At 54.2% G+C, this 16421-nt stretch carries 10 protein-coding genes; 4 read left to right on the top strand and 6 right to left on the bottom strand.

Translation table 11 applies throughout. The features are described 5' to 3' along the window. Window positions 1–171: 171 nt before the first annotated feature. The gene (locus ALIPUT_RS13195) at window positions 172–594 is read right to left on the bottom strand and encodes an exo-beta-N-acetylmuramidase NamZ domain-containing protein (RefSeq protein ID WP_004329912.1); all 423 of its coding nucleotides are present in this window, start codon (window positions 592–594) and stop codon (window positions 172–174) included. Window positions 595–647: 53 nt separating this feature from the next. On the opposite strand from ALIPUT_RS13195, the gene ALIPUT_RS10430 reads away from it, so the two are divergent. After that, a complete protein-coding gene (locus ALIPUT_RS10430; protein ID WP_004329911.1) occupies window positions 648–1484 on the top strand; it encodes a hypothetical protein in 837 nt (278 codons plus the stop codon). A gap of 72 nt (window positions 1485–1556) precedes the next feature. Here the strand turns inward: ALIPUT_RS10430 and prfB are convergent. From prfB to cysS, 4 genes are all read right to left on the bottom strand, one after another. Continuing rightward, window positions 1557–2670 (bottom strand): peptide chain release factor 2 gene (gene prfB / locus ALIPUT_RS10425; protein WP_147554457.1). Its coding sequence is split into 2 segments (ribosomal slippage): window positions 1557–2606 and window positions 2608–2670, totalling 1113 coding nucleotides; the frame shifts between segments, so codons are not numbered across the junction. Window positions 2671–3042: 372 nt separating this feature from the next. Beyond that, window positions 3043–3690, bottom strand: a complete 648-nt coding sequence (locus ALIPUT_RS10420) for a cytidylate kinase-like family protein (RefSeq protein WP_040293909.1) — start codon at window positions 3688–3690, stop codon at window positions 3043–3045. Between the two features lie 13 nt (window positions 3691–3703). Next, complete coding sequence (locus ALIPUT_RS10415) at window positions 3704–5137, bottom strand: MATE family efflux transporter (protein WP_004329907.1); 1434 nt, start codon at window positions 5135–5137, stop codon at window positions 3704–3706. Window positions 5138–5297: 160 nt separating this feature from the next. After that, window positions 5298–6770, bottom strand: coding sequence for a cysteine--tRNA ligase (gene cysS, locus ALIPUT_RS10410; RefSeq protein ID WP_004329906.1), 1473 nt, complete (start codon window positions 6768–6770; stop codon window positions 5298–5300). Window positions 6771–7120: 350 nt separating this feature from the next. Between cysS and ALIPUT_RS10405 the strand changes: the two genes are divergently transcribed. The 3 genes from ALIPUT_RS10405 (at window position 7121) to ALIPUT_RS10395 (ending at window position 14310) form a co-directional block, all read left to right on the top strand. Next, window positions 7121–8233, top strand: coding sequence for a BACON domain-containing protein (locus ALIPUT_RS10405; protein WP_004329904.1), 1113 nt, complete (start codon window positions 7121–7123; stop codon window positions 8231–8233). 518 nt (window positions 8234–8751) lie between these two features. Beyond that, a complete protein-coding gene (locus ALIPUT_RS10400) occupies window positions 8752–10599 on the top strand; it encodes a hypothetical protein (RefSeq protein ID WP_004329902.1) in 1848 nt (615 codons plus the stop codon). A gap of 510 nt (window positions 10600–11109) precedes the next feature. Further along, a complete protein-coding gene (locus tag ALIPUT_RS10395) occupies window positions 11110–14310 on the top strand; it encodes a glycosyltransferase family 117 protein (protein WP_040293907.1) in 3201 nt (1066 codons plus the stop codon). 460 nt (window positions 14311–14770) lie between these two features. On the opposite strand, the gene ALIPUT_RS10390 is transcribed toward ALIPUT_RS10395, so the two are convergent. Next, window positions 14771–16411, bottom strand: coding sequence for an AMP-binding protein (locus ALIPUT_RS10390; RefSeq protein WP_004329897.1), 1641 nt, complete (start codon window positions 16409–16411; stop codon window positions 14771–14773). Window positions 16412–16421 lie beyond the last annotated feature (10 nt).

Below are 16421 nucleotides of genomic sequence, written 5' to 3'. Positions count from 1 at the left end.
ATCCGGCACACATATTCCACCCCGCCTCGTATCGTTCTTCGAGAATCGGTCCGTCGATGAGCATTCCGTTGAGATTGGGCCGCTCCGGGCCAATGGCTTCCCGCTCGAAACCTACGCAGGCATCCAATCGCTCTATATAATTTAGGTATAACACGCCCGCATCCAACCTGTTCACGCCACCTCGAACGAGTGCATCGCCTCGTCGGAAGGCCTCCGCGTGTTCCCGTCGCAGAGCGACCGGATCGGAATACCTGTCGCCGCATCGACGGAACCTCCCATGTGCTCTCCGGAATCGGCCGTTCCCCGGAATCCGTGCTCCGGAGCGAAGATTGCAGTCACATCGAATCCCCTCGCGTGAAGAATATCGACCAAATGCCGTTCGCCGATCCTCGAAGTATGATTCGCAAGCAAGGCCACACGCTTCCCTGCAAGCCGGGGATAATACATCGCCGTATCGGTCGTACCGACCCGTACGGACTCCGTCGGAACCGGGCTGATCGCATCCGACAGTAAATTCCGCGCTGCGACGACATCTGCCGCCTGTCCGGAAGCAACAGATACGAAAAAACGGATAAACCTAAAAATATCAGTCAATCAAAAACAGAAAATTTACTATCTTTGATTAATTGAACTTATACCATATAAAAATGAAAAACCGTCTGATCCAATTTTTGCCGGTATTGCTTATCGCTTTTGTTTCTTTTGCTACACTCGGAATCGTTCAAGCCCAAAACCGTAACCCTTGCGCAGACACTCCAGATGCGGAGCGACTACTCTCTGAACTCACTACGGCATGCTCCGAGCAGTCTTCGGAAAAAATCGAAAAATTCATCGAAAAATGGGAGCAGGAAAGCCGAACCGCGGCGATATACGACACAAACGATAAGCTAACAACAACTGTTTATCAACTTTTGGACTACCTAATGGAAAAATATTATTTCAATAACAAAGAACTCTCTCCGGACAAACAGGGGCGGATCGTCAACGGCAACTTGGTTTTTCCGGGAGAAGTTCCCGTCTATATTTTAAGTGACGAAGAATATCTCGATTGTTTCCGTCCTGAAGACTTATCGTCGCATCAATGGTTTTCCCAAATGGATTATACACCGCAACGAATCATCAAAGGGTACCGTCCCTGCAATGCGCCTCAACAAATTCGGTTCTTAAAACTCATTCCATCTTACAAAAAAGCCATTGACAGTTTTATCGACTCCGAAGTCAAAAAGTCGAAAAGCTTTATTTATTCACAACATGCTCTCAACTTTTATACAAGTAAATTTCCCGTGTGCTATTCATCCTTTTTACATTATCCGAATCCACGATCATCACCCTACTTCAGCTATATCGTAATAAACACTTCACTCACGGAAGCTATCATCCAATGCGACTACGGATTCTGGGGTGAAACGGACGCCCTGCAAAAAAAGAATGGAAAATGGGGACCCGCAGCAGGAAATACGATTTCGATCCATTCGATCGAATAAAACAAACTTAAAACAAGAGGGAGGGCGAAAATAAAATTTTCGCCCCCCTGCAATATTCTCACATCCCCACGCTTACGCCTGTCCGCCGAACTCCATCAGGTAGGCCTTGATGAATTCGTCCAGGTCGCCGTCCATCACCCCCTCGACATCCGAGGTCTGGACTCCCGTACGATGATCCTTCACCCGTCGGTCGTCGAAGACGTAGGAGCGGATCTGCGAACCCCATTCGATGCGTTTTTTCGTAGCTTCGAGTGCCTGCTGCGTAGCCATGCGCTTGTCCAGCTCCCGCTGGTAGAGTTTCGACTTGAGGATGCGCATGGCATTTTCGCGGTTCATCAACTGCGAGCGAGTCTCCATATTCTCGATCAGATACTCGATCGGCTCGCCCGTATCGGCATCCTTGCCGTGATAGCGCAACCGGACCGCCGTTTCGACCTTATTGACGTTCTGGCCGCCCGCACCGCTCGACCGGAAGGTATCCCACTCGATGTCCGCAGGATTGACCGTGATTTCGATCGTATCGTCGATCGCCGGCGACACGAACACCGACGCGAAAGTCGTCTGCCGCTTGTTATTGGCGTTGAACGGCGACAGGCGCACCATGCGGTGCACGCCGTTTTCGCTCTTGAGGTAGCCGTAGGCGTATTCGCCCTCGAATTCGAGCGTGCAGGACTTTACACCTACCTCCTCGCCAGCCTGATAGTCGAGCACCTTGACCTTGTATCCGTGCGCCTCGCCCCAGCGGGTGTACATGCGCAGCAGCATCCCCGCCCAGTCGAGCGCCTCGGTACCGCCCGCACCGGAATTGATATCCATGATAGCGCCCATACGGTCCTCGTCACGGCGCAGCATGTTGCGCAGTTCGAGTTCCTCGATGCGGTGCATCGCACGCGCGTACTGTTCGTCGAGCTCCTGCTCGGTCACCACGCCCTCCTTGACGAATTCCGGCATCAACCGCAGGTCCTCGACCTCCTTGACCACAGCATCGTACTCCTCGACCCACGCCTTGATTCCCGCCACGCGGCGCAACTGTTCGCGGGCCTTGTCGGGATTATCCCAAAAGCCCGGAACCTGCGTCTTCTCCTCCTCGTTCTGGAGTTCTATTCTTCGCTGGTCGATGTCAAAGACACCTCCCCAACGTATCCTGACGTCTTATAGCCTCTTTAATCTGTTCTGCAAGTACCATATTTTCCGATTGATTATTACAGGCCGGAATCGTGCAGGCTCTTCCGCAAGAATCACCGTCCCGCCTGTTTTTTCCAACAAATGTAAATAAAATTTCCGGGTTTCCGAAATAGGAACCGGGCTCGTCGCCAATAAAAACGATCCCGCCCCGGACGGCTCTGTTCGAAAAAAGTCGGACGCCCAAACCCTTCCGCCGAAAAGATCGCCTCGAACGACGGGCTATCGACCGTTATCACGGGCCACAGACCGAACACAGACCGAAAATACGCTCCGTCGCACCGACACCGACCGTCCGAAAACCGTTTCTTTTATTCCTTTCCAAAACCGCCCCGCGCATCCCTGCGATTATGCCGAACACGCTCGAAGCCGCCGACTACCGCCCGGACAGGTTCATCTTCAGTTTACGCTCCGCAAACTCCCGGATAAAGTCGGCCGTACCTTCGATCCCCAGCACCGAGGAATCGATGCAGAGATGGTAGGTTGCGGCTTCGCCCCACTTGCCGCTGCTGAAATAGTCGTAATAGGAAGCCCTGCGGGTATCCGTACGCTCCATCTGCGCTTCGGCCTCTTCGGGCGTTACGTTCTCCTGCTCGCAAAGGCGGCGCACCCGATCTTCCGGGGCCCCCGTAACGAAAACATTCACCGCGCGGGGATGATCCCTCAAAATGTAATCGGCACAGCGGCCCACGAAAATACACGACTCCCGCGAGGCGATGTCGCGGATCACGTCGCTCTGTATCTTGAACAGCGCCTCGCTGCTCAACACGTCGGTCATCCCGCACTCGTCGCCCCCGAAAGGCATGCGCAAGTAACCGATCAGCGAGGAAAAGAGGCTCCTCGACTTCTTCTCGTCGGCCTGCTCGAAAAGTTCCGTGCAGAGGCCGCTCTGCTCGGCCGCCAGATTGATCAACTGCTTGTCATAGACGTGTACGCCCAGACGACGCCCCAGCGCCTCGCCGACGGCTTTGCCGCCGCTGCCGAGCTGGCGGCCTATATTGATAACAAACTTATCCTGTTCCATAGTGCAACGGTTTTTATTCATTCACTCTGCGATCGTTTTCGACTTCGGCTCCCGAAACCTCGCCTCTCCCCGCAGCGGCCTTGGCCTTGAACTTCCGGAATTGGCAGAACAGCATGACACCGGCAACCAGCGAAGCCAGGAAATCCGACAGCGGCATCGAACACCATACGCCCCAACTGCCGTCCCAGGGCGTCAGCTCGTCGAAGATGCGGGGCAGGAAAATCAGACCCGGCATCAGGAAAAGCAACTGCCGCGACAACGAAAGGAAGATCGCCTTGCCCGCCATGCCGATACTCTGGAAAAAGTTGGTCGTCACCATCTGGAAACCGATGATCGGGAAGCAGAAGAAGACGATGCGCATACCTTCGGCCGAAAGACGGACCAACTCCGGATCGTCCGTGAAAACCGACACCGCCAGGCGCGGCGCCAATTCGCCGATCAGGAATCCGAGCGTGGTGACGCAGGTAGCGCCGATGATCGTCAATTTCAGCACCCGATCCACCCGGTCGAACTGCCGGGCACCGTAATTATACCCAGCAATGGGCTGCATACCCTGATTGATGCCCATGACGATCATCACGAAGAAGAATCCCAACCGATTGACGATACCGTAAGCACCGATATTGAGATCGCCGCCGTACTCCTTGAGTCCCTTGTTGATCAGAATCACGATGAAACAAGCCGCAAGGTTCATCAAGAAGGGCGACATGCCGATAGCCAGCACATTACGCACGATCTTGCCTTTCAGCCGGTAGATGCCGCGCCGGAAATGCAACAGCTCGTTCCTGTCCGAAAAGATGCGGAACTGCCAGACGAGCGCGAGTATCTGCGCCAGCACGGTCGCAATGGCCGCGCCGCGAATGCCCCAGCCGAAGCCGAAGATGAACAGCGGGTCGAGAATCGCATTGATCGTCACCGTCAGGATCGTGGCGTACATCGCCTTGCGCGGGTGCCCGGCGGCACGCAACACGGCGTTCAGACCCAAATACATGTGTGTAACGACGTTACCCCACAGAATGACGGACATATACTCCCGGGCATAGCCGATCGTCGCATCGCTGGCTCCGAAAAAGTAGAGAATCGGATCGAGAAAAACCAGCGTCAGCAACCCGAAAGAGATTCCGATAATCAGGTTGAGCACCACGACATTCCCCAGAATCCGCTGGGCCGTTTCGTAATCCCGCTGCCCCAGGCGCATCGACACCAGCGTCGCGGCGCCCACACCCACCAACGAACCGAACGCCGCCGCGAGGTTCATCAGCGGGAACGTCAGGGCCAGCCCCGAAATGGCCAGCGCCCCCACGCCGTGCCCGATAAAGATGCTGTCCACCATGTTGTACAGCGACGAGGCGGTCATCGCGATAATGGCCGGCACGGCATATTGAACGAGCAGCTTGCGGATACGCTCGGTTCCCAGCTCCATCGCCGCTCCTTTTACTTCACTCATACACAAGTCCTCCCTTCAATAATCATTCGACGCACGAAACGGCTGCGACGGACTTTCCGCCCCGGCAACCGCCCGCACGATCCAAACACACCGTTCCCGTCCGGAATACACCGAACAGGAACGATCGATTTATCAATACTTTAATTAAAACGACGAAACGCTATTCGATCTCCCAGTCGCAGCCGTCCTTGCGGTCCTTGACCCGGATACCGATGGCCGTAAGCTCGTCCCGGATCTTATCCGACAGCGCCCAATTCTTCTCGGTCTTGGCCGCCTGCCGCAGGTCGAGAAGCATATTCACCAACGGCGTGACCAGATCCTTGCCGCCGGCCGAAGCCGCCTTTTCGTCGCGCAAACCCAGAATATCGAACACATAACGACGGACGATCTCCCGGAGCTTCTCCAGGTCGGCCGCCGTGATCCGCTGCTGCCCCTCGACCAACTGATTGATGATGCGCACCCAATCGAACAGTGCGGAAATCGCCATCGGCGAGTTCAGGTCATCGTCCAACGCTTCGCGGCAGCGGGTTTCGAGCTCCGCAGGATCCACCGTGGATTGCTCCGACGGCTTGATCTTGTCGAGCGCCTCGACAGCCTTCATCAGGCGGTCGAGTCCCTTTTCGGCGGCTTGCAACGCCTCGTTCGAAAAGTCGAGCGTCGAACGGTAGTGGGCCTGTAATACGAAGAAACGGATCGTCATCGGCGAATAAGCCTGCGTCAGCAACTTATGATTGCCCGTGAAAAGCTCCTCGAGCGTGATGAAGTTGCCGAGCGACTTGCCCATCTTCTGACCGTTGATCGTAATCATGTTGTTGTGAATCCAATACTTAGCCGAGTCGTGGCCGAGCGCCGCCGTCGATTGCGCGATCTCGCATTCGTGATGCGGAAACATCAGGTCCATACCGCCGCCGTGGATGTCGAACCGCTGGCCCAGGTATTTGGTGCTCATGGCCGAACACTCCATGTGCCAGCCGGGGAAGCCGTCGCTCCAGGGCGAAGGCCAGCGCATGATATGCTCCGGCGAAGCCTTCTTCCAGAGGGCGAAATCGCACGAATGGCGCTTATCGCCCTGCCCGTCCAGCTCGCGCGTGTTCGTCAGAATATCGTCGAGGTTGCGGCCCGAAAGACGGCCGTAGCTGTATTTCCGGTTGTATTTCTCCACATCGAAATAGACCGACCCGTTCGATTCGTAGGCGAAACCGTTGTCGAGAATCTCCTTCACCATGGCGATCTGCTCGATGATATGGCCGCTGGCGCAGGGTTCGATCGAGGGGGACAGCACGTTCAGCTCGTCCATCGCCCGGTGGTAACGCTCCGTGTAATAGTGCGCCACTTCCATCGGTTCGAGCTGCTCCAGCCGCGCCTTCTTCGAAATCTTGTCCTCACCGTCATCGGCATCGTGCTCCAGATGTCCCACGTCGGTCACGTTGCGCACGTAGCGCACTTTGTAGCCGAGCGACCGGAGATAACGGAACAACAGGTCGAAGGTCACCGCCGGCCGGGCGTGTCCCAGATGCGGATCGCCATATACGGTAGGTCCGCAGACATACATTCCCACATGCGGGGGATTGATCGGCTCGAAGGTTTCCTTGCGGCGGTCGAGCGTGTTGTAAAGGGTCAATTTCGATTCCATAACAAGCAATATCTTCCGAGCCACAAAATTAACATTTTTCCCACAAAAACAGTAAAAACGAAGACAAAGTTTGCAGTTCCGCCATCGTTCGGAGCAACACGCTCCCGACCTGATACCGCATAAACCCCGAATAAAATATGAAGCACCCTGCAAATCAAAAATAAAAATCATTTGCAAATACAAAATATTTTATCTATTTTTCAGATAGATAAAAACACATTTCTCTTCACACACAAAAAACTCCCGGACAGAATCGCTTTTTTAAGACCGGCCTCGTTTCTGCCGAAAATAAAAACCCGCCGTAGGCCCGGCACTAAAACCTTTTATACTATGAAATATTTTAGATTCGTATGGTTGTTGATGATCTTCGGGGGGGGATTTTGGGTTCCTCGCTCTTTGCCGGGTGTAACAACGACGATCCCGTCACACCGGATGCACAGCCTGAAATCGTATTCGCCAAAGAGAGCCTCGATGTTCCGGCCGAAGGAGGACCTTTCCAAATCGAATACACGATCGAAAACCCCGTCGCAAATGCGACCCTGTCTGCCAAATGCAACGACAGTTGGATAACGGACATCGATACCAAAACCGCAGGGGTCATCTCTTTCAACGTAACCAAAAACGAAACAGCGGAAAAGAGAGAAGCAATCATCGAAGTTTCGTACGCGGATATCCAGCCGGCGCCTTCCTTTACAGCAAAACAGGCGGCCCGTCCGGAGGAGGCATTTACGATAACGATTTCGGACATCACCACAAAAACATTCCGAACTACAGTCCGTCCCGGAGACCAGGAAATGTATTATCTGTTGAACATCATCCCCTCCCGGGCTGCCGCCGATTTCAAGACGGATGACGAGCTCTACCAATACGACATCGACTTCTATACAGACATGGACGCAACGGGCAGCGGCTGGCAAAGCTGGGCACAAGAATACCTCGAACAGGGGACTATTGCAGACAGGCTGATCGAAAACATGGAACCCAATACCGAATACCTCGTTTACGCATACGGCGTGGATCCCATCACGATCGAAAGGCTGACCCCGATCTCAAAAAAGACGCTCACAACCCTGGCACCCCAAACAATCGACACAAAATTCGACATACAGATCGTTTCGACCGAAGGTCTCAACATCGACGTTCTTGTCAAAGCGAACGATTACGACGGCCATTTTGTCGCAAAGATCTACGGCAGCGTCGATGCGGCCGATACGGATGCGACCGTTTTGGAGAAAATATCGGAAAGTTGGATCGACAACGTACAGATCTACGGATGGATGGGCTACACGGCCGAAATGATCCTGAGCCAATATACCTTTCAACAATCCAGAGAAATCCAGGAAACGCTCGAACCGAACTCCAAATACTACATTTATGCCTTTGCCGTCGATGACGAAGCCCTGCGCTGTTCGGACATCGTATTCATCCCTATTACGACAAACGACACATCCATACAACATTGACGACGGCAACCGTCGAAATTACACCGATCGCTACGCCTCTCCTGAAAACTACCATTCAGGAGAAAAGCATCAGACCGGCTCCATACGAAAAATTCCCGATCAGTCCGGACATTCAGTCCGGACTGATCTTCTTAACAACCGACAGACGACTATCTCGACCGTCTCCTCACTTAAAAATATCGTTTCAAACTTCGTCGAACGAGATAGTCCCAATTTTTCAACCAATAAAAACACACAATAAATTAAAAAAGACAAAAACATTTGCAAATACCGAATATTTTATCTATTTTTTTCCAACAAAGAAAAACAACATCTCTATTACATGAAAGAAAACACTTAAGCAGAAAGCGCTTTTTTTTAAGACCGGCCTCGTTTCTGCCGAAAATTAAAAACCTGCCGTAGGCCCGGCACTAAAACCTTTTACGCTATGAAACACTTTAGATTCGCATGGATGTTGCTGATGTTCGGGGGGGGGGATTTTGGGATGCCTGCCTTCATGCAGCGACAAAGACAACGGTATGGAACAGACGGAGCCGAACGACCCGGACGACCCACAGGGACCCCAAATTCCGGACGATCCCAATCCGCCCATGACCGGGTACATCGCCCATACGATGACCGAAGGCGAACTGATGTACTACGGGCATGACAGTGAATACAGCAAAGAAGGCGGAGCCGTTTATTTCCTCTACCTGAAAGACCTGAACAACTCTGCCCGCGGATGTAGCGTATGCTTTTATGTCAATGTCCCACGACAGGAAAAGGGTAGCTTCACCCTTCCGGCCGGGAAATACACCGCCTCCTCCACTTGGGAAATAAATACGTTCAACAATAAAAATACGACTAGATACCGTTCCAACTGGAATGTGGTCGCCCCCAAATGGACACAATACGTTGCCGAAGCCGGAGAATTCGAAGTCGCCATCGGCGACAACATGACCTACACGATCAGAGGCCACATGAAAGGCGGCTCCATTCAGGACGGGGGTTCCATTATGGAAAACGAAGCGGGCGTAGCGTTCGCATTCACAGGTCGGTTGCTGATTTCCGATTACTCGGAAGACTATGAAGACCCGGATGATCCGGATACTCCGGATGATCCCGCACCCGAAGTGCCTGAGGTAACCATGTCCACCGGCTCCCTGTATCGTTACAACGACAACATCTATTATCTCCAGCTCAAGGATGCCAATCCCGCCGATCTCTACGAGACAACCTTTTACTTGAAGCTGCCCGCTTCGGATTCACCGTTGTTGGCCAGCGGCGACTATATGGCAGCAACGACAGGCGAAGAGATGACCATCGATGCGAGCAAGTCATTCTGGAACTTTACCGACAAGGACAACCACAACGACAAGATCAAAAACCGGCTCAAGGAGGGAACCAAAATTCACATCGTCAGCAACGGCGACCACAACTACACGATCACCGGCACACTGGAAGGTACATCCGATAAAACCGGTAAAAACACAGCTCTGAAAATCAACTTTTCCGGCACTCTTCCTTTCGAGGACTACGCCGATCCGGAACCCGTGGAACCGACTGTTACGGAGGTGACCATGACCATCGGCAACCTGGACTACTACGACGGCAATATCTATACTCTGACCCTCAAGGACGCCAACCCGACAGATACTTACGAAGCGTCGCTCTCGTTCAAACTACCCGCTTCGGAGACCCTGCAGCTCGTCAGCGGCGACTACCCCGTATCGACCGGCAGCGGAGAGATGACCCTCGACGCAGCCAAATCCTCTTGGACATTCATCGACAAGGAGAATTTCAACGACCGGATCAAAAATACGATCAAAGAAGGTTCACTCACCGTGACAAACAACGGGAACCACAACTACACCGTAACCGGTACTCTCCGGGGAGCGAGCGACACCGGACAGGAAACAGCCATTAAGATCGATTTTACCGGCACAGTACCTTTCAACAACTATTCGACTCCTCCGGCTCCGGAAGCACCGAAAGCAACCATGACCGTCGGCGACCTCTACTACAATGGGGACAATGTATTCTTCCTCGGCCTGAAAGATGGCTCTCCGATAAAAGAATACGGCATCACGTTCTACATTACGCTCGCGCCCACAGATCCTCTGCAACTCGCCAGCGGCGACTACACGGGCGGTGCCGCCGGTGAGAACATGACTTTCGATCTGGCGAAATCCTTCTGGAACTACAACGATCCCACCTACGGAATCATCAAGAACAGAATCACGGAGGAAACTCTCAAAATCGTCGCCAACGGCAATGACGACTATACCATTACGGGCTCGTTCAAAGCCATCGACGAGGACGACAAAAATACCGAGCTCGAAATCGAATACACCGGAAAACTTCCCTGCGAGGATTACTCCTATTGATCTTTTAGGAGTTGCTCCGAAGACAAAAAACCGGTCCGATTCATAATCAGACCGGTTTTTCTCAGGACGACATCCCTTACAAAAATTTTTCCGAATTCATTCCACAACACGATTCAGATCCGCATATACTCTCCCTTTGCCAACGCACACTCCTCTCTGTTGAAATTTCAGAATCCGGCAGACAACCGGAGTCCCGCATCCCCCGAAGATCGAACGAATCTCGCACCTCATATACCCGGATTCCGGCCTGCGGCACCCCATACTTTACCGACGATAACAAAGAATCCGAACAAAAAACAAAAATAAACACCCGATTTAAGCGTTATCTTAGTATCTTTGCAGAGTACAGGAAACCCGTTGCGGCAAAATCCGGCAAAATCGATTTTGCACCCGGCTTTCATCGTATTTGTACACAACAACAGACTTAAATCCGACGGACTGCCCTAAAAAACCGAACGTTCGACTTCGCACGCAGGGGACATGCCGTTTTGCGGACAAACCGAAACTCAAATGAATAGCTACAAACGCTGGAACAACATCGTCGGCTGGATCGTCTTCGCCATCGCGGCCATGACCTATCTGCTGACCATGGAGCCCTCTTCGAGCCTGTGGGACTGCTCCGAATTCATCGCTACCTCGTATAAACTCGAAGTAGGGCACCCGCCCGGAGCACCGCTCTTCATGCTGCTGGCCCGCCTGGCCACGATACTGGCACCCTCGACGTACTATGTACCCCACATGGTGAACGCCATGAACTGCCTGGCCAGCGCGTTCTGCATCCTGTTCCTTTTCTGGACGATCACCCACCTGGCACGCCGCATCCTCACCCGTCAGGGCGCGGAGCTTACGAAAGCCAACATCGTGGCCGTATTGGGCACAGGTGCGGTGGGAGCACTCGCCTATACCTTCACCGACACCTTCTGGTTCTCGGCCGTCGAAGGCGAAGTATATGCCCTCTCGTCGATGTTCACCGCTCTGGTGGTGTGGCTCATGCTCAAATGGGAGGAACAGGCCGACCAGCCCCACTCGATGCGCTGGATCGTGCTGATCGCCTACCTGATGGGGCTTTCGATCGGCGTGCACATCCTCAACCTGCTGACCATTCCCGCGCTGGTATTCATCTACTATTTCCGCAAAACACAGCGCATCACCTTCAAGGGTATCGCGGTCAGCACCCTCATTTCGGGCGCGATTCTTATTTTCATCAACAGCATCATCATTCCCCATACGGTCTATATCGGCGCCCTGTTCGACCTCTTCTTCGTCAACTCGCTGGGGCTGCCCGTCAATTCGGGCCTCGTGTTCTTCGTAGTGGCCCTGTTGGGAGCGCTCGGCGTCGGCGTATATTTCACCCATAAAAAAGGGCGCACGGTGCTCAATCTCGTGCTGCTCTCGACGCTGATGATCCTCATCGGCTACTCGTCCTACGCATCGGTTACGATCCGCGCGGCGGCCAATCCCCCGATGAACAGCAACAACCCAAGCAATCCGTTCGCCCTCTATTCGCTGCTCAACCGCGACCAGTACGGCGACAAACCGCTGCTCTACGGTCCCCAGTTCTCGGCCCCGACCTCCGGTTACAAATACAAGGATGTCCGCTACCTGGACGATGACGGCAAGTACAAAACGGTTTCGATCATCTCCGGGTACGAACACCCCGACGAGTTCATGCATCTGTTCCCCCGTATGTGGAACTACGCTGCCAGCAAGGAGAGTTACAAATCATGGAGCGCCTACCGCACCCGGACCGATTACGAACGGGATGAAAACGGCGAAATCGTCCGCGACGCGCAGGGACGCCCGAACAAGATCGAAGTGCTCGATTTCGGACGCCGGACGCTTTGGGACGACGGTTCGGGCTACGAACCGCTGGTAATCGTGGAGCCGACGTTCCGCGAGAACCTCAACTATTTCTTCACCTACCAGCTCAACCACATGTACTGGCGCTATTTCCTCTGGAATTTCGTGGGACGCCAGAGCGATATCCAGCCTACCGACGCGATCATCACCGATGGCAACTGGCTCTCGGGCATCAAGTGGATCGACGAGCTTTACCTCGGACCGCAGGACAACCTGCCGGACGAAATAGCGAATAACAAGGGGCGCAACACCTACTATTTCCTCCCCTTCATCCTGGGACTTATCGGCCTGATCTATCAGCTCAACCGCGATCCGCGCAACTTCTCGATCGTCATGTGGCTCTTCGTGATGATGGGCATCGCGCTGGTGGTTTATTTCAACACCTCGCCCAACGAACCGCGCGAACGCGACTATGTTTATGCGGGTTCGTTCTACGCCTTCTGCATCTGGATCGGCCTGGGCGTACTCGCCGTGTGCGACCTGATCGTCTGGGCCACCCGACGCAAGGGCCTCATGGCTCCCATAGCCGCTACGGTCGTCTGCATGGTCGTACCGGGCATTCTCGCGGCCCAGAACTGGGACGATCACGACCGTTCGCACCGCACGATGGCCCGCGACATCGGCTGGAACTACTTGCAATCGGTACTGCCCAATGCCATCATCATCAACTACGGCGACAACGACACCTTTCCCCTGTGGTTCAATCAGGAGGTGGACGGCGTGCGCCCGGACGTGCGGATCATGAACACGAGTTACCTGGGCGCCGAATGGTACATCGACGAGATGAAAACCAAAGCCAACGATGCGCCCGGCGTCCCCTTCACGTTGCCGCGCAGCAAATACACTTATACCAACGACATAATTCCCATATTCAACGTCGTGGACCGTCCGCTGGAACTGAAAGAGGCCATCGACTTCATCCGCAGCGAAGATCCGCGTACCAAATACGATCTGGGCGATGGACACTTGGTCGATTACCTGCCGAACAACCGCTTCGCGCTGCCAGTAAACAAGGACAACGCGATCGCTTCGGGCATTGTCAAGGAGTCCGACCGCGACCTGATGGTCGATACGATCTACCTGGAACTGCCCAAACGGACGATCGACAAGAGCGAGATGATGCTGCTCGACATGCTGGCCCATTTCGACTGGAAGCGTCCGATCCACTTCACACAGGTTTACATTCTGCAGTCGCTCGGACTGCTCAACTACCTCCAGTTCGACGGCTACTCCTACCGCCTGGTGCCGATCTACACCCCCAATCGGTCGGTGCACGAGATCGGCCGCATCGATCCGGATTACATAACGCCGCTGCTGACCGAAACATTCCGCTACGGCAACATCGCCGATCCCCGTACTTATGCGGACTATTTCATCCAATACAATCTCAGCGCCTCGAAAGCCCGTGAATCCTTCGCCCGTGCAGCCAAGGAGTATGTTTTCCGTGGGGATTCGATACAGGCGATCCGGCTGCTCGACATGGGACTCGAAAAACTGCCGCCCCAACAGATCCGCTACACCGACGCCAACACGTTCCCCTTCATCGAAGGCTACTACATGGCCGGTGCCCCGGACAAGGGTGACAGCCTGCTGATGAGCTATGCTCGCAACCTGATGCAATACATCGACTATTACCTCGATTTCCAAGGCATTCAGGGTGACATGGTTACCCAGACGATTATCGACAAGATGCAATCGCTCGACCGGCTCTACTACCTGGCGGCCTACATGGGACGCCAAGACGTGCTGGCCCAGCTCAACGACTACTACCGCACGCTGGGCATTTATGAAAACGAGTTGATCCATCCCGATCTGTCCACACCGTCGGACTCGGTGCAAATTCCCGAATGATCCGGGAAAAAATCCGTCCTGCCGACTGCGAACAATCCATACAACGAAATCGGAAAAGACCCGTGCGTCTTTTCCGATTTTATTTTAACAACGCTCTCTGCGTCCCCGCAACCCTCAAATTATAATTTGCGAAGTCCACACCGCAAGAAATCCCTCCTCCCGAAAAACCGGACAACGCGAAGCGGCGGTGTGCCGTACAAATCGGGATCCGAAAAACAGACGCTCCGGTAAAACCTCGACCGCTGCACATTCCGCCGGAGGCAACAGACACGGACGAGCATACGGAACCGAAACAGCGGCATCCGGTCCGCACTGCCCCGACACAGACACAGCTCAGCTCTATCGGAAAGTCGGGACGAGCTCCGACCAAAGGAAACAATCGGGAAGCAACCCGACCGTCCGAAAAAAGATTCAGGCGCAAACCGAAATCTGCGCCTGAATCATAACTGCATACACACCCCTATCGTTTGGACATTTCGTGTTTCTGGTGAGGGTTGCGCTTGGTATAGAGGAAACGTCGGATCTTCTGCGTCGGAGTCTTGACGAACTCCTGCTTCTCCTCCACGACCTCGGAGATACGCGAGAAACGATTGACCTTGGAATTCACATAATCGACGACCTCCTTCTTGAGATTCTCCTTCCAATTCTCGAAATCCTCCTTCCAGCCGTCGAACTTGGCTTCGAGAGCGTCGGTATTGAAATGCACGAGCGCCACCAGGCGGCCTTCGTGCTCGGTAACCACCGAATCGGCGACGCAGACGTGCGAATTGAGGACGCTCTCGATATCCTCGGGATAGATATTCTCACCACTGGGACCGACGATCATATTCTTCAGCCGACCCTTGATGTAAAGCCACCCGTCGGCCGAAAATTCGCCCAAATCTCCGGTACGGAACCATCCGTCCTCGGTGAAGACCTCCTTCGTAGCGTCGGGGTTCTTATAGTAACCGATCATGGCGCTCGGCGTCTTGGCAACGATCTCGCCCTGGCGGGTTTCGGGATTGACGTTCTCCAACCGCAGCTCGACGCCCGGCGCGGCAGGCCCGGTCGAACCCAGGCGCACCTGCGAGGGAGCCGCACCGGCCAACAGGGGTGCCGTCTCCGTCAAACCATAGCCGATAGCGTACGGAAAACGGGCTTCGAGCAGGAACTTCTCGGCGCCGCCGTCCAGCTTCGCACCCCCGATACCGAGGAAGCGCAGCCGCCCGCCGAAGACCTTCATCAACTTCTTACCCGCGACACGATGCAGATAACGGCGCATGAAATCGATCTTGTAGAGCGCACGCCAGAATCCGCTGGAGGTAAACTTGGCGAGAATCTGATGACGATAAATCTTTTCGATAATCAGCGGCACGATGAGCATCACCGAAGGCCGTACCTCGGCAAGCGTCGGCATCAGAACCGAGGCCGTAGGCGGACGATCCAGGTAAACGACCCGGGCCCCCATCGAGAAAGGATAGATCATACCTATCGAGCACTCGTAGGTGTGCGCCAACGGCAGCACCGAGAGAAACGTATCGTCGGGAAAGATCGGGAAAATGGCGGCGCTCATGGAAATCTGCGCACAGAGATTCGCGTGGGAGAGCATCACGCCCTTGGGACGCGACGTCGTACCCGAGGTATAGATGATGACCGCGAGGTCTTCGGGATTCGGAATTCCGACCGCCCCTTTCTCCGCCGCAGGACGGGAGGCGATCACGCCCAGATTCTTGGTACGAATCACGATATGGAGGGATTCGATCGTGGACTTCGCCAATTTAGCGAAGAGCTTGTCGGAAACCATCAGCGCCTTGGCCTCGGAGTGGGCGATAATCATCTCCAGCTCTTCGGTCGAGAAATCGGGCAGGATCGGCACGGCGACCATGCCGGCAGAGGTGACGGCCAGGTACGAAACGCACCAGTTGGGCATGTTGCTGCTCAACAGCGCCACCTTGTCGCCCGCTTTCAAACCGGCTCCGATCAAAAGGTCCTGCACGTGTTTGACGCGGGTTCCCACCTCGGCATAGGAGAGCTCCTCCCCGCCGTACATGGCAAAAGCGACTTTCGATGCAAAACTCTTTACACTGTGCTGAACCAGTTCGTAAAGTGTATGGATAGTCATTTTCTTTCGA

Origin of the sequence: Alistipes putredinis DSM 17216 (assembly GCF_000154465.1) — a bacterium.
In the GTDB taxonomy this organism is placed as follows: domain Bacteria; phylum Bacteroidota; class Bacteroidia; order Bacteroidales; family Rikenellaceae; genus Alistipes; species Alistipes putredinis.
Note: the sequence above shows the minus strand (reverse complement) of the source record. Positions and strands in the feature narration are given on the sequence as shown.

Bases quoted from the DNA above. Each gene is read 5' to 3' on its own strand.
- ALIPUT_RS10430 (WP_004329911.1), top strand. From the start codon at position 648: ATGAAAAACCGTCTGATCCAATTTTTGCCGGTATTGCTTATCGCTTTT.
- ALIPUT_RS10420 (WP_040293909.1), bottom strand. From the start codon at position 3,690: ATGGAACAGGATAAGTTTGTTATCAATATAGGCCGCCAGCTCGGCAGC.
- ALIPUT_RS10415 (WP_004329907.1), bottom strand. From the start codon at position 5,137: ATGAGTGAAGTAAAAGGAGCGGCGATGGAGCTGGGAACCGAGCGTATC.
- cysS (WP_004329906.1), bottom strand. From the start codon at position 6,770: ATGGAATCGAAATTGACCCTTTACAACACGCTCGACCGCCGCAAGGAA.
- ALIPUT_RS10405 (WP_004329904.1), top strand. From the start codon at position 7,121: ATGGTTGTTGATGATCTTCGGGGGGGGATTTTGGGTTCCTCGCTCTTT.
- ALIPUT_RS10400 (WP_004329902.1), top strand. From the start codon at position 8,752: ATGGAACAGACGGAGCCGAACGACCCGGACGACCCACAGGGACCCCAA.
- ALIPUT_RS10395 (WP_040293907.1), top strand. From the start codon at position 11,110: ATGAATAGCTACAAACGCTGGAACAACATCGTCGGCTGGATCGTCTTC.
- ALIPUT_RS10390 (WP_004329897.1), bottom strand. From the start codon at position 16,411: ATGACTATCCATACACTTTACGAACTGGTTCAGCACAGTGTAAAGAGT.